This window comes from Streptococcus sanguinis SK355 (assembly GCF_000212855.1).
Classification (GTDB): domain Bacteria; phylum Bacillota; class Bacilli; order Lactobacillales; family Streptococcaceae; genus Streptococcus; species Streptococcus sanguinis_A.
This window is the reverse complement of record NZ_GL890993.1, coordinates 89653-102682: the sequence shown is the minus strand read 5'-3', so window position 1 is coordinate 102682 and position 13030 is coordinate 89653. Positions and strand designations below refer to the sequence as shown.

The following is a 13030-nucleotide window of genomic DNA, read 5'->3' as shown; positions in this document are numbered from 1 at the left end:
AGCTTCATCAAAGTGCAGCGAATGGTTTAGAGAATTGTGAGATTTGATATTGTATTCAATTTTGAGTTGACAAGGCTTGTCTGAGAGGACAGGAACGTTAATTCAATAGTTAAGTGACGATAGCCTAGGAGATACACCTGTACCCATGCCGAACACAGCAGTTAAGCCCTAGAACGCCGGAAGTAGTTGGGGATTGCCCCCTGTGAGATATGGAAGTCGCTTAGCGTTTATCCGCCATAGCTCAGTTGGTAGTAGCGCATGACTGTTAATCATGATGTCGTAGGTTCGAGTCCTACTGGCGGAGTTTCAAAGAGGTTTTTACCTCTTTTTATTTTTAGTGATAGATATAATGGAGACAAGGTATTCTATAGTCTTATTGATGAGCTATGAAACTTCTATTAGTACTTAGTGTATTCTAAAGTTTGACTTTGTATTCTTTATAGTTGAATGAAAAAAGCAGAAGTTAGTCTGAGACTGGTTTCTGCTTTTTTGATTAGAGTTTATTTGATAAAAATGGTTCCTAGGTCTGGTCTTACTCCTGTGTTTGGGGTTCAAAGAAAGCTCGGTAAAGTGCACGAATGGCCGCTTTTTCCTGATTTTTTTCAACAACAAACATGATGGACACTTCGCTTGAGCCTTGGGACATCATTTGAATGTTGATGTTGTTTTCTGAAAGAGCTTTGGTTGCAGTGGCTGTAACCCCGATATGACTTTTCATTTTTTCACCAACAATCATGATAATGGAAAGGTCGTGTTCAATTTCTGCATGATCAACCTCAGCTTTTTGGACAAGTTGTCGAAGGATCTCTTCCTCTTTGATAGGAGTTAATTCGCGCTCGCGCAAGATAATAGAGAGGTCGTCGATTCCTGTAGGCATATGCTCCCAACCAATATTCAGATCTTCAAGAATTTGAAGGACTCGTTTACCAAAGCCGATTTCTCTGTTCATCAGGTATTTGGACATGTTAATGCTGACAAAGCCTGCATCTCCAGCAATTCCAACGACCGGTAGATGGTCCTTGCTGTGTTTATGAACAATTTGAGTACCTGGATGTTCTGGATTGTTGGTGTTTTTAATAACCAGAGGAATTTTACCGCGGTATGCTGGAAGCAGAGCTTCATCATGGAGAACAGTAAAGCCTGCGTAGGCTAATTCACGCATTTCACGATAGGTTAGCTCGGGAATGGAATGCGGTTTGTGGACAATACCAGGATGGGCAGCAAAAATGCCATCAACATCGGTAAAGTTTTCATAAATATCTGCTTTAACACCCGCAGCAATGATTGAACCTGTAATATCGGAACCACCACGGGAGAAAGTACAGATTTGATCACCTTGAGTAACACCAAAGAAACCAGGGATAACTAGAACTTCATCAGAATTGTTGAGTTCTTCTATTTTGTCATAGCTGGAAGGGAGAATTCGAGCATTACCTGGCTCATTGGAAACAAGGAGTCCTGCTTCTCTCGGATGTACATAGCTAGCTGGAACGCCATTTTGACTGAAATAAGCTGCAATTAATTTGGCGTTGTTGTTTTCTCCTGCTGCAAGAAAAGTATCATAAAGAAATGCGTTATCTTCAATTGGCAAAGTTGCAAGGCTTGTGATGCTTTTGGAAATTTTCTCCAGAACTTTTGGTTTCAAACCTAATTCTGCAACCATATCTGCATAGCGATTGATAATCCACTGTTGGTTTGGTGTGACATCATTTCCTGCAATATATTCTCGGTAATATTTAATCAGGGCATCGGTTACTTTGATATCGTCGTCGTGGCGTTTTCCTGGCGCTGATACTACAACAAATCGACGTTCAGGATCAGATTTGACAATATTCAAAACTTTTTCTAATTGAGTCGCAGAAGCCAGTGAACTTCCACCAAATTTTACAACTTTCATTGGTTCTCCTATCTTATTTTAAAAATTATAACAAAATTCTGAAAATTATTCAAACGCAGTTTTTATACTATTTTTATCCAAATTATTACTTTTACACTTCAAATTTGAAGAGCATCTAATTTTTCCCATTTTTTATTTCCTTTCTTTTATATTTTATGATAAAATATAAGTTGTGTATAATTTGAATGTCAAATTATTTAATAATAAAACAAAACGGCTGATTTGAGATCGGGTCGGGAATGGAGCTGAAATGACATTTAATGGAATTCTCTATCATGTAGCAGATGAGGTAGCAACGATTACTTTTAATCGTCCTGAAGTTTCAAATGGCTTTAATATTCCTATGTGTGAGGAAATTTTAGAGGCTATTGAACTTGCTGCAAAGGATGAGTCCGTCAAATTTTTAGTTATCAATGCGAATGGTAAGGTTTTTTCAGTAGGTGGTGACTTGGCTGAGATGCAGAGAGCTGTTAGTGATGATGACGTCCAATCCTTGGTGAAAATCGCCGAACTGGTGAATGATATTTCTTTTGCTATGAAACGTCTGCCTAAGCCAGTTATCATGAGTGTTGATGGTCCTGTTGCTGGTGCGGCTGCTAATATGGTCGTTGCAGCAGATTTCTGTATTGCCACTGAAAAATCCCGCTTCATTCAGGCCTTTGTTGGGGTTGGTCTGGCGCCAGATGCTGGCGGTCTTTTCTTACTGACTCGTGCTATCGGGGTGACTCGGGCGACCCATCTGGTTATGACTGGTGAAGCTCTGACTGCAGAGAAAGCTCTGGATTATGGCTTGCTTTATAAAGTCTGTGAAGCAGAGAAATTGGAAAAAGCAACGGAACAGTTGCTGAAGAAGCTCAAACGCGGTTCTCTGAATTCTTACAGAGCCATGAAAGAAATGGTCTGGAAGAGTTTGTTTGGCGGCTGGTCTGAGTATGCTGAGCTAGAATTGGAGCTTCAGAAATCGCTGGCTTTCACAGAAGATTTCAAAGAGGGAGTTCGGGCATACTCTGAGAAGCGTCGTCCAAACTTCACAGGTAAATAATGTATTGGTTCAAAGTTGCTTATTTTGCAAGTTGTTTACGAAAATATTTGAAAATCAAATTAATTTTCAAAAAAGCTTGCAAATTGTTTTTCCATCTGATAAAATTTGATTGTCAAAGTATTTTCTTAAGGAGGTATGGTTTTGAATTTTCAGTTAGTAAATGATTACTTAACGTCTATTTTCAATAATGTCTTGGTTATTGAAGAATCGAGCCTAAGAAGCAGTCGCTTCAACGATGTCTCCATTAAGGAAATGCATACGATAGATGTTATCGGCACAACCCCAAATGCTACTCCAAGTGATATATCACGAGAATTGATGGTTACTTTGGGGACTGTTACGACTAGTTTGAATAATCTGGAGCGTAAGGGGTATATTGAGCGGCGTCGGTCGGAAGTTGACCGTCGTGTGGTGCATCTGAATTTGACAAAGAATGGGCGGCTTTTGTATCGTCTTCACAAGCGATTCCACAACCGCATGGTCATGCAGGTAGTGGATGGGATGAGTCCAGAAGAGAGACAAGTGATGCAAAAGGGTCTGCAAAATTTATATAGTTTCCTAGAGGATTTGAAATAATGAACTATGCTAAGATTAGCCAGGTGGCTCATTATGCTCCCCGTCAGGTTGTCAGCAATGATGATCTAGCCGAGATTATGGATACCAGTGATGAGTGGATTTCAAGTCGAACTGGGATTAAAAACCGCCATTTATCGTCAGATGAAACGACCAGTGATTTAGCTACAAAAGTAGCAGAGAATTTGCTGCAAAAGTCAGGGATTTCTGCTCAAGACCTTGACTTTATCATTGTTGCCACCATTACGCCGGATTCTTTAATGCCTTCAACAGCTGCTAGAGTACAGGCAAACATCGGTGCTAAGAATGCCTTTGCCTTTGATTTGACGGCAGCCTGTAGTGGCTTTATCTTCGCACTATCTACTGGGGAAAAATTTATTTCTTCAGGCCGTTATCAAAAAGGTCTAGTCATAGGAAGTGAGACGCTCTCTAAGACTGTAGATTGGTCGGATCGTTCAACAGCGGTTCTCTTTGGAGATGGTGCTGGTGGTGTCCTGTTGGAAAGTGCTTCAGAACAGCATTTTTTGTCAGAAAGTCAGTTTACGGACGGATCTCGCGGAGATAGTCTGACCTGCGGAAAAATCGGTTTGGCTTCACCTTTTTCTGAAAAAGGTGAGAATCAGCCTTATCTGACAATGGACGGTAGAGCTATTTTCGATTTTGCTATTCGTGATGTTGCTCGTTCTATCAAAGAAACCATCGAAAGCAGTCAGCTTTCAGCGGAAGATTTGGATTTTCTGTTGCTGCATCAGGCCAATATCCGTATTTTGGATAAAATGGCTAAGAAGCTTGGTGTTGCTCGGGAGAAACTTCCGGCCAACATGATGGAATATGGTAATACTAGTGCAGCTAGCATCCCGATTTTATTATCTGAGTGTGTCGAGCAAGGACTGATCAAACTGAACGGAAATCAGACAATTTTGATGTCAGGTTTCGGTGGAGGTTTGACATGGGGCACGCTTATTGTTACAATTTAGTTAATCAAGTGGAAACACATGATAAAAAATATATTATTTTTAAAGGAGTCTATCCATGGCAGTATTTGAAAAAGTACAAGAAATTATCGTTGAAGAACTTGGCAAAGAGCCATCAGAAGTTACTCTTGAGTCAACTTTCGATGATCTTGAAGCAGATTCATTGGACTTGTTCCAAGTGATTTCAGAAATTGAAGATGCATTTGACATCCAAATCGAAACTGAAGAAGGTTTGAACACAGTTGGTGATTTGGTTGCTTATGTAGAAGAAAAAACTAAATAAGCAAGTAACTGAGAGTATCGAAAGATATTCTCTCTTGTTTAGGTAATAGTTTGACTGTCAAAGTAAAGAAAATACATCTAGCATGTGGTAGTTTGAGATCAAGCTATTACTTAAGCAATGATAAAAGGAAGGTATTATGCAAACACGTATTACAGAATTATTGAATATTGATTATCCTATTTTCCAAGGCGGGATGGCCTGGGTTGCTGATGGTGACTTGGCTGGCGCGGTTTCAAAAGCTGGCGGTCTTGGTATCATCGGTGGCGGAAATGCACCCAAGGAAGTGGTAAAGGCTAATATTGACAAGATTAAGTCTTTGACGGACCGTCCTTTCGGAGTTAACATCATGCTCCTTTCTCCTTTTGCAGACGACATTGTGGATCTCGTCATTGAAGAGGGAGTAAAAGTAGTAACAACTGGTGCGGGTAATCCAAGCAAGCACATGGCTCGTTTCCATGAAGCGGGGATTACAGTTATCCCTGTTGTGCCAAGTGTAGCCTTGGCTAAGCGGATGGAAAAAATCGGTGCGGATGCAGTCATCGCAGAAGGTATGGAAGCTGGTGGCCACATCGGGAAATTGACTACCATGTCCTTGGTTCGTCAGGTTGCAGAAGCAGTTAGCATTCCGGTTATTGCTGCCGGTGGTATTGCGGATGGTTCTGGGGCTGCAGCTGGATTTATGCTGGGAGCCGAGGCCGTTCAGGTCGGAACTCGCTTTGTCGTCGCTAAGGAATCCAATGCCCATCAGAACTACAAGGACATGATTTTGAAGGCCCGCGATATTGATACGACTATCTCTGCCCAGCATTTCGGTCATGCGGTTCGTGCTATTAAGAATAAGCTGACGCGTGATTTCGAAAAGGCAGAAAAAGAAGCCTTCAAGCAAGAAAATCCAGATTTGACTGTTTTTGAAAATCTTGGAGCTGGTGCTTTGGCTAATGCGGTTGTTCGTGGAGATGTGGAAAATGGTTCCGTCATGTCTGGTCAAATTGCTGGTTTAATCAGTAAGGAAGAAACAGTCGAAGAAATCCTCAAAGATATCTACTATGGTGCTGCTGAGAAGATTCAGCAGGAGGCAAAACGTTGGGCAGGAGTAACTAGAAATGACTAAAAGAGCCTTTCTCTTTGCCGGTCAGGGAGCGCAGTACCTTGGAATGGGGCGCGAGCTTTATGATCAGTATGAGCTTGTGCGGTCAACTTTTGATGAGGCTAGCCAAGTTCTAGGCTATGATGTCCGAGCTTTAATCGATCAGGATGAGGAAAAGCTCAATCAAACTCGCTATACGCAACCGGCTATTTTAACGACTTCAGTAGCTATTTATCGCCTCTTAGCTGATAAGGGAATAGAGCCTGACATGGTAGCTGGTCTCTCTCTTGGAGAATATTCGGCCTTGGTGGCTGCGGGCGCCCTTGATTTTAAGACGGCGGTGGCCTTGGTTGCTAAGCGTGGCAGCTTTATGGAAGAGGCGGCTCCAGCTGGCTCAGGGAAGATGGTTGCAGTTTTAAATGCTGAGGTTTCTCTCATCGAAGCGGTCTGTCAAGAAGCAAGTGCTATTGGTGTAGTCTCACCAGCTAATTATAATACGCCTAGTCAAATCGTTATTGGCGGAGAAGTAGCAGCGGTGGACAAGGCTGTGGAGCTTTTGAAAGATGCCGGTGTCAAGCGCTTAATCCCACTCAATGTATCTGGACCTTTCCATACGGCGCTTTTAAAGCCAGCCAGCGAACGATTGGCAGAAGTCTTGGAAACAGTTGAGTTTTCAGATTTTGTGCGGCCATTAGTCGGAAATACAGAAGCAACTGTGATGGAAAAAGAGAGAGTCAGAGAGCTTTTGACTCGTCAGGTAATGGAACCGGTGCGCTTTTATGACAGCATTGCTAAAATGCAGGAAGCTGGTGTGACTGAGTTTGTCGAAATTGGTCCTGGCAAAGTTCTGTCTGGTTTTATTAAGAAAATTGATAAGTCTGCGGATGTCCGCCAAGTTGAAGATGTAGAAAGTTTAAATGCTCTTCTAGAAAAATAATGAGGAATCATCATGGAATTACAAAACAAGAATGTATTAATTACTGGGTCCGCTCGCGGAATTGGATTGGCAATTGCGCATAAATTTGCTAGTGTCGGTGCCAATATCATTTTAAACGGACTAGCGGAGATTTCTGATGATGTTTTGGCTGGATTTGCCGGCTATTCTGGGAAAGTTGTAACTGTTATTGGAGATGTTTCCAAAGCTGAAGATGCACAGCGAATGGTAGAAGAAGCCGTTGCGGCTTTGGGATCTGTTGATGTACTGATCAATAACGCTGGTATTACACGTGATAAGCTCATGCTGAAAATGACGGAAGAAGATTTTGAGCGGGTGCTGAAAGTGAATCTTACTGGGGCATTCAATATGACGCAATCAGTCCTGAAACCGATGACAAAAGCTCGTCAGGGTGCTATCATCAGTTTGTCAAGTGTCGTTGGTCTGGCAGGGAATGTCGGTCAGGCTAACTATGCAGCTTCCAAGGCTGGTCTGATTGGTTTTTCTAAATCAGTTGCCCGTGAGGTAGCAGCGCGTAATATCCGTGTCAACTGTATTGCCCCTGGCTTTATCGCATCTGATATGACAGATGTACTTCCAGAAAAAGTAAAGGCTGCGTCTCTGGCACTCATTCCAATGAAGCGTTTTGGTACTCCAGAAGAAGTTGCAGATGTTGCGCTCTTCTTGGCTGGTCAAGAATATCTGACAGGACAAGTCCTCACGATTGATGGCGGATTTACTATGCAGTAAGTCAAAGTTTTTGAATATTAACGAGTATAAAATCAGTTGATTCATCTAAATAAAGGAGCTCAATATGAAACTTAATCGAGTTGTTGTAACAGGATACGGCTTAACTTCACCTATCGGGAATACTCCAGAAGAATTCTGGAATAATTTAAAAGAAGGCAACATTGGAATCGGTCCAATTACTAAATTTGATCATAGTGAATATAGTGTTCACAATGCGGCGGAAATTCAGGATTTCCCTTTTGATAAATATTTTGTCAAAAAGGATACTAACCGTTATGATAATTACACTCTTTATGCGCTTTATGCTTCTCAAGAAGCGGTCAACAATGCTCACTTAGATGTAGATGCCCTGGATAAGGATCGCTTTGGTGTCATTGTAGCTTCAGGTATCGGCGGGATTCAGGAAATTGAAGAACAGGTTGTTCGCTTGCATGAAAAAGGTCCTAAACGTATCAAACCTTTGACCCTGCCAAAAGCTTTGCCAAATATGGGTGCAGGAAATGTAGCGATGCGCTTTGGAGCCAATGGAATCTGTAAGTCTGTCAATACGGCTTGTGCCTCAGCAAACGATGCGATTGGTGAAGCTTTCCGCTCAATTAAATTCGGTTATCAAGATGTGATGCTGGTCGGTGGTTCAGAGGCTTCTATTACACCATTTGCGATTGCTGGTTTCCAAGCTCTGACTGCTCTTTCTACCACAGAAGATCCTAAACGCGCTTCTATTCCTTTTGACAAGGACCGCAATGGTTTTGTCATGGGTGAAGGTTCTGGTATGCTGGTTCTGGAAAGTTTGGAACATGCTGAGAAACGCGGAGCTACTATCTTGGCTGAGGTGGTAGGATACGGCCATACTTGTGACGCTTACCATATGACTTCTCCGCATCCAGAAGGTTTGGGAGCTATCAAGGCTATCAAACAAGCGGTTGAAGAAGCTGAAATTGAGCCAAAAGATGTGGCTTATGTCAATGCTCACGGTACATCAACCCCTGCTAACGAAAAAGGCGAAAGCGGAGCCATTGTTTCCGTCTTTGGTAAAGATGTAGCAGTGTCTTCTACTAAATCCTTTACAGGACACCTGCTCGGTGCAGCGGGCGCAGTTGAGGCTATTGCAACGATTGAAGCAATGCGTCATAGCTATGTGCCCAAAACAGCTGGTACAACAGAGCTTCCAGACTATATTGAAGCCAACGTTATTTACGGTCAAGGTAAGGAACAGGAAATCCCTTATGCGATTTCTAATACATTTGGCTTTGGCGGCCACAATGCCGTTCTTGCCTTTAAACGCTGGGAGGCTTAAAAACCTATGAATATCAACGAAATTAAAGATTTAATGGCGCAGTTTGACCAGTCTAGTCTGCGTGAGTTTTCTTACAAAAATCAGAGCGATGAGCTGACTTTTAGTAAGAATGAAGGTCAGGCTCCAGTTCCAACAGCAAGTGCTGCTCCAATTGTTGCACCTTTGCAGGCTACGAGTGCGCCTGTGATTGAGCCAACTCCTCAAGCAGCTCCGCCTGCAGAGCCAGAGACAGCTTCAGAAGCTCCGGCACCTGCTGCTGAAGGTGATGTTGTAGAAAGTCCTTTGGTTGGTGTAGCTTACTTAGCAGCTGGTCCAGATAAGCCGCCGTTTGTATCTGTTGGAGACCAAGTTAAAAAAGGTCAAACCCTTATGATTATTGAAGCGATGAAGGTCATGAATGAAGTTCCAGCACCTAAAGATGGTCTGGTTACAGAAATTCTGGTTCAGAATGAAGAAATGGTTGAATTTGGGAAAGGGCTGGTACGCATCAAATGATTGATATTAATGCAATAAAAGAAGCACTTCCACACCGCTACCCAATGCTTTTGGTAGACCGCGTTTTGGAAGTTAGTGAAGATGAGATCGTTGCTCTGAAAAATGTGACAGTCAATGAGCCATTCTTTAACGGACATTTTCCTCAATACCCGGTTATGCCAGGTGTCTTGATTATGGAAGCTCTGGCTCAAACAGCCGGTGTGCTGGAATTGTCTAAAGAAGAAAATAAGGGCAAACTGGTCTTCTACGCTGGCATGGACAAGGTTAAGTTCAAGAAGCAAGTTGTACCAGGTGACCAGCTGATTATGACAGCTAAGTTTGTCAAGCGCCGCGGAACGATTGCGGTTGTAGAGGCGAAAGCAGAAGTTGACGGAAAACTTGCAGCCAGCGGTACTTTGACCTTTGCGATTGGCCAGTAGATAAAAGGAGCTTTCACCATGTTTCGTAAAATTTTAATTGCTAACCGTGGGGAAATTGCGGTCAGAATCATTCGTGCAGCCCGCGAGTTGGGAATTGATACGGTAGCTGTTTATTCAACGGCTGACAAGGAAGCACTCCATACCTTACTGGCTGATGAGGCCGTCTGCATCGGTCCAGCCAAGTCCACTGATTCTTATCTGAATATGAATGCAGTCCTGTCTGCTGCTGTTCTGACAGGTGCAGAAGCCATTCATCCTGGTTTTGGTTTTTTGAGCGAAAACTCTAAATTTGCGACTATGTGCGAAGAAGTCGGCATTAAGTTTATTGGACCTTCAGGTGCTGTTATGGACCTGATGGGGGACAAGATTAATGCTCGGGCTCAGATGATTAAGGCGAAAGTACCGGTTATCCCAGGTTCTGATGGAGAAGTCCATACTTCTGAAGAAGCCTTGGAAGTCGCTGAAAAGATAGGCTATCCAGTCATGCTTAAAGCTTCTGCTGGCGGCGGCGGCAAGGGTATTCGTAAGGTTGAAAAGGCTGAGGATTTAGTAGCGGCCTTTGAGTCTGCTTCTAGCGAAGCAAAAGCAGCTTTTGGTAATGGTGCCATGTATATGGAGCGAGTAATCTATCCAGCGCGCCATATTGAAGTGCAGATTCTGGCAGATCAGCAGGGGCATGTGGTCCACTTGGGCGAGCGGGATTGCTCTTTGCAGCGTAATAATCAGAAAGTGCTAGAAGAAAGTCCATCTGTGGCAATTGGGAAAACCTTGCGTCAGAAGATTGGTGAAGCAGCTGTTCGGGCTGCTCAGTCTGTCGGTTATGAAAATGCTGGTACAATTGAGTTTCTGCTTGATGAAGCCAAGGGTGAATTCTACTTTATGGAGATGAACACTCGGGTGCAGGTTGAGCATCCAGTGACCGAGTTTGTCACTGGTGTGGATATTGTAAAAGAGCAAATCAAGATTGCAAACGGTCAAGAACTGTCTTTCAATCAGGATGATGTGGAAATCCGAGGGCATGCGATTGAGTGTCGGATCAATGCTGAAAATCCAGCCTTTAACTTTGCGCCAAGTCCTGGTAAGATTTCAAATGTTTATCTGCCAAGCGGTGGAGTGGGGCTGCGTGTGGATTCGGCCGTCTATCCTGGCTACACCATCCCCCCTTACTACGATAGCATGATTGCGAAGATAATTGTTCATGGTGAAAATCGTTTTGATGCTCTGATGAAGATGCAACGTGCACTCTATGAACTAGAAATTGATGGTGTTGTAACCAACAGCGGCTTCCAACTGGACTTAATCTCAGATCCTAATGTAATTGCTGGTGATTATGACACAGCCTTTCTCATGGAGAAGTTCCTTCCGGCTTATCAAGAGAAACAATAGATACGACATTTAAGAGCTGCACTGTAAACTCGAAAGACAGCGGCTCTTGCTGTTTGATGTGCCTGAGTATAAAATCTTGAAAAGGAGAAGACGTAAACGATGGCTTTGTTTTCAAAGAAGGATAAATATATCCGTATCAATCCTAATCGAGCGAGTCGGGAAAAGCCTCAAGCAAAGCCTGAGGTACCAGACGAACTCTTTTCGAAATGCCCAGGTTGTAAGCATACCATTTACCAAAAGGATCTTGGGAATGACAGTGTGTGCCCTAACTGTGGCTATAATTTCCGTATTTCTGCTCATGAGCGCTTAAATCTAACCGTGGATGAGAACAGTTTTGAGGAGATGTTCACTGGAATTGAAACCAAGGATCCTCTGAACTTCCCTAACTATCAGGAGAAATTAGCTCTTACCCGCGAGAAGACAGGGTTGGATGAGGCGGTTCTGACTGGGACGGCTAGTATCAAGGGGCATAAAACGGCTCTTGGAATCATGGATTCAAACTTTATCATGGCATCTATGGGGACAGTAGTGGGTGAAAAGATTACCCGCCTCTTTGAGTATGCAACAGAGCATAAATTGCCAGTCGTTCTGTTTACGGCTTCTGGTGGTGCCCGCATGCAGGAGGGCATTATGAGTTTGATGCAGATGGCTAAGGTCTCTGCTGCTGTACAGCGTCACTCCGCAGCAGGCCTCTTCTATTTGACTGTCTTGACAGATCCGACAACTGGTGGTGTCACAGCCTCTTTTGCTATGGAGGGTGATATTATTCTGGCTGAAACTCAGGCTCTTGTTGGGTTTGCCGGTCGTCGGGTTATTGAGTCCACAGTTCGTGAGAAGCTGCCAGATGATTTTCAAAAGGCTGAATTTCTCATGGAGCATGGTTTTGTAGATGCCATCGTCAAGCGTGGTGATATGAGAGATACACTTGCTACCCTATTAGCATTCCATGGAGGTCAAGCATGACAAAAATCACTCGGATTATTAAAGAAGCGCGTGATCAGGCTCGTTTGACTGCGCTGGATTTTGCACAAGGAATTTTTGATAACTTTGTTGAGTTGCATGGGGATCGCTCTTTTCGAGATGACGGTGCGGTGATTGGAGGTATCGGGACGCTAAACGGTCAGCCTGTAACAGTGGTCGGTATTCAAAAGGGTCGCAATTTGCAGGACAATCTGCGACGAAACTTTGGACAGCCGCATCCGGAAGGCTACCGTAAGGCCCTGCGCCTCATGAAACAGGCGGAAAAATTTGGCCGTCCTGTGGTAACCTTTATCAATACGGCAGGTGCCTATCCTGGTGTCGGTGCTGAGGAGCGTGGTCAAGGGGAAGCTATTGCCCGCAATTTGATGGAAATGAGCAATCTCAAAGTACCGATTATTGCCATCATCATTGGTGAAGGTGGCTCAGGCGGAGCCTTGGCTTTGGCTGTAGCAGACAAGGTCTGGATGCTGGAAAACTCTATGTATGCAGTTCTTAGTCCAGAAGGCTTTGCTTCTATCCTCTGGAAAGACGGCAGCCGAGCTATGGAAGCGGCAGAGCTGATGAAAATTACTTCACACGAGCTCTTGCAGATGGAAGTGGTAGATAAGGTCATTCCTGAAAGAGGCTTTAACAACCATGAATTACTGGCTGCAGTGAAAGAAGAAATCGCAACTGAGTTGAATAGTTTGTCTCAGCTCCCCTTGGAGCAATTACTGGAAAATCGCTACCAGAGATTCAGGAAATATTAAAAAATCGAAGCCAAAAGGCTTCTTTTTCTCGTTTCGGATTCTTGTTTGGAATTGATGTGGAGCCACCTTACGAGGGAAATATATTTTAGTTTGAAAAATCGCATTATATTCTCTTTATAGGACTTATATAAAATATATATTATACAAGCTATTGGTCCTATGT

General features: G+C 43.3%; 14 protein-coding genes, 1 tRNA gene and 1 rRNA gene. 15 read left to right on the top strand and 1 reads right to left on the bottom strand.

Features of this window, described 5'->3' with window-relative positions; genetic code table 11:
• Positions 1 to 109: 109 nt before the first annotated feature.
• Positions 110 to 225: ribosomal RNA gene (rrf, locus tag HMPREF9389_RS10685) — 5S ribosomal RNA — on the top strand.
• 5 nt (positions 226 to 230) lie between these two features.
• Positions 231 to 304, top strand: a tRNA-Asn gene (locus HMPREF9389_RS10690).
• A gap of 228 nt (positions 305 to 532) precedes the next feature.
• Here HMPREF9389_RS10690 and HMPREF9389_RS10695 read toward each other — a convergent pair.
• On the bottom strand, positions 533 to 1897 hold the full coding sequence (locus tag HMPREF9389_RS10695; RefSeq protein ID WP_002927634.1) for an aspartate kinase: 1365 nt from the start codon (positions 1895 to 1897) through the stop codon (positions 533 to 535).
• A 250-nt stretch (positions 1898 to 2147) separates the two neighbouring features.
• Between HMPREF9389_RS10695 and HMPREF9389_RS10700 the strand changes: the two genes are divergently transcribed.
• The 13 genes from HMPREF9389_RS10700 to HMPREF9389_RS10760 all read left to right on the top strand — a co-directional run bounded on the left by HMPREF9389_RS10700 (position 2148) and on the right by HMPREF9389_RS10760 (position 12867).
• Positions 2148 to 2939, top strand: a complete 792-nt coding sequence (locus HMPREF9389_RS10700) for an enoyl-CoA hydratase (RefSeq protein ID WP_002927631.1) — start codon at positions 2148 to 2150, stop codon at positions 2937 to 2939.
• Between the two features lie 141 nt (positions 2940 to 3080).
• Entirely contained in the window at positions 3081 to 3515 is a 435-nt protein-coding gene (locus HMPREF9389_RS10705) for a MarR family winged helix-turn-helix transcriptional regulator (RefSeq protein WP_002901186.1), read from the top strand.
• Positions 3515 to 4489: a beta-ketoacyl-ACP synthase III gene (locus HMPREF9389_RS10710; protein WP_002927629.1), complete on the top strand. Its 975-nt coding sequence runs from the start codon at positions 3515 to 3517 to the stop codon at positions 4487 to 4489. The genes HMPREF9389_RS10705 and HMPREF9389_RS10710 overlap by 1 nt, the downstream gene beginning before the upstream one ends.
• Before the next feature lie 55 nt (positions 4490 to 4544).
• Complete coding sequence (locus HMPREF9389_RS10715) at positions 4545 to 4769, top strand: acyl carrier protein (RefSeq protein ID WP_002893611.1); 225 nt, start codon at positions 4545 to 4547, stop codon at positions 4767 to 4769.
• 136 nt (positions 4770 to 4905) lie between these two features.
• A complete protein-coding gene (fabK, locus tag HMPREF9389_RS10720) occupies positions 4906 to 5880 on the top strand; it encodes an enoyl-[acyl-carrier-protein] reductase FabK (protein ID WP_002896881.1) in 975 nt (324 codons plus the stop codon).
• Positions 5873 to 6793 (top strand): ACP S-malonyltransferase, encoded by a 921-nt coding sequence (gene fabD, locus HMPREF9389_RS10725; protein ID WP_002927624.1) that lies wholly within the window; start codon positions 5873 to 5875, stop codon positions 6791 to 6793. Before fabK ends, fabD begins: the two co-directional genes overlap by 8 nt.
• 12 nt (positions 6794 to 6805) lie before the next feature.
• Positions 6806 to 7540: a 3-oxoacyl-[acyl-carrier-protein] reductase gene (gene fabG, locus HMPREF9389_RS10730; RefSeq protein ID WP_002927622.1), complete on the top strand. Its 735-nt coding sequence runs from the start codon at positions 6806 to 6808 to the stop codon at positions 7538 to 7540.
• A 64-nt stretch (positions 7541 to 7604) separates the two neighbouring features.
• The gene (gene fabF, locus HMPREF9389_RS10735; RefSeq protein WP_002927619.1) at positions 7605 to 8837 is read left to right on the top strand and encodes a beta-ketoacyl-ACP synthase II; all 1233 of its coding nucleotides are present in this window, start codon (positions 7605 to 7607) and stop codon (positions 8835 to 8837) included.
• 6 nt (positions 8838 to 8843) lie between these two features.
• On the top strand, positions 8844 to 9332 hold the full coding sequence (accB, locus tag HMPREF9389_RS10740) for an acetyl-CoA carboxylase biotin carboxyl carrier protein (RefSeq protein ID WP_002927618.1): 489 nt from the start codon (positions 8844 to 8846) through the stop codon (positions 9330 to 9332).
• Positions 9329 to 9751, top strand: coding sequence for a 3-hydroxyacyl-ACP dehydratase FabZ (fabZ, locus tag HMPREF9389_RS10745; protein ID WP_002896886.1), 423 nt, complete (start codon positions 9329 to 9331; stop codon positions 9749 to 9751). Before accB ends, fabZ begins: the two co-directional genes overlap by 4 nt.
• Before the next feature lie 18 nt (positions 9752 to 9769).
• On the top strand, positions 9770 to 11137 hold the full coding sequence (locus tag HMPREF9389_RS10750) for an acetyl-CoA carboxylase biotin carboxylase subunit (RefSeq protein WP_002927617.1): 1368 nt from the start codon (positions 9770 to 9772) through the stop codon (positions 11135 to 11137).
• Between the two features lie 99 nt (positions 11138 to 11236).
• Complete coding sequence (gene accD, locus HMPREF9389_RS10755; protein WP_002901174.1) at positions 11237 to 12100, top strand: acetyl-CoA carboxylase, carboxyltransferase subunit beta; 864 nt, start codon at positions 11237 to 11239, stop codon at positions 12098 to 12100.
• A complete protein-coding gene (locus tag HMPREF9389_RS10760; protein ID WP_002927615.1) occupies positions 12097 to 12867 on the top strand; it encodes an acetyl-CoA carboxylase carboxyl transferase subunit alpha in 771 nt (256 codons plus the stop codon). The genes accD and HMPREF9389_RS10760 overlap by 4 nt, the downstream gene beginning before the upstream one ends.
• Positions 12868 to 13030 lie beyond the last annotated feature (163 nt).

What these genes read in the sequence shown, in the direction of transcription:
- HMPREF9389_RS10710 (WP_002927629.1), top strand. Translation starts at nt 3,515, where the DNA reads ATGAACTATGCTAAGATTAGCCAGGTGGCTCATTATGCTCCCCGTCAG.
- fabF (WP_002927619.1), top strand. Translation starts at nt 7,605, where the DNA reads ATGAAACTTAATCGAGTTGTTGTAACAGGATACGGCTTAACTTCACCT.
- fabZ (WP_002896886.1), top strand. Translation starts at nt 9,329, where the DNA reads ATGATTGATATTAATGCAATAAAAGAAGCACTTCCACACCGCTACCCA.
- accB (WP_002927618.1), top strand. Translation starts at nt 8,844, where the DNA reads ATGAATATCAACGAAATTAAAGATTTAATGGCGCAGTTTGACCAGTCT.
- fabG (WP_002927622.1), top strand. Translation starts at nt 6,806, where the DNA reads ATGGAATTACAAAACAAGAATGTATTAATTACTGGGTCCGCTCGCGGA.
- accD (WP_002901174.1), top strand. Translation starts at nt 11,237, where the DNA reads ATGGCTTTGTTTTCAAAGAAGGATAAATATATCCGTATCAATCCTAAT.
- fabD (WP_002927624.1), top strand. Translation starts at nt 5,873, where the DNA reads ATGACTAAAAGAGCCTTTCTCTTTGCCGGTCAGGGAGCGCAGTACCTT.
- HMPREF9389_RS10695 (WP_002927634.1), bottom strand. Translation starts at nt 1,897, where the DNA reads ATGAAAGTTGTAAAATTTGGTGGAAGTTCACTGGCTTCTGCGACTCAA.
- fabK (WP_002896881.1), top strand. Translation starts at nt 4,906, where the DNA reads ATGCAAACACGTATTACAGAATTATTGAATATTGATTATCCTATTTTC.
- HMPREF9389_RS10715 (WP_002893611.1), top strand. Translation starts at nt 4,545, where the DNA reads ATGGCAGTATTTGAAAAAGTACAAGAAATTATCGTTGAAGAACTTGGC.
- HMPREF9389_RS10750 (WP_002927617.1), top strand. Translation starts at nt 9,770, where the DNA reads ATGTTTCGTAAAATTTTAATTGCTAACCGTGGGGAAATTGCGGTCAGA.
- HMPREF9389_RS10700 (WP_002927631.1), top strand. Translation starts at nt 2,148, where the DNA reads ATGACATTTAATGGAATTCTCTATCATGTAGCAGATGAGGTAGCAACG.
- HMPREF9389_RS10760 (WP_002927615.1), top strand. Translation starts at nt 12,097, where the DNA reads ATGACAAAAATCACTCGGATTATTAAAGAAGCGCGTGATCAGGCTCGT.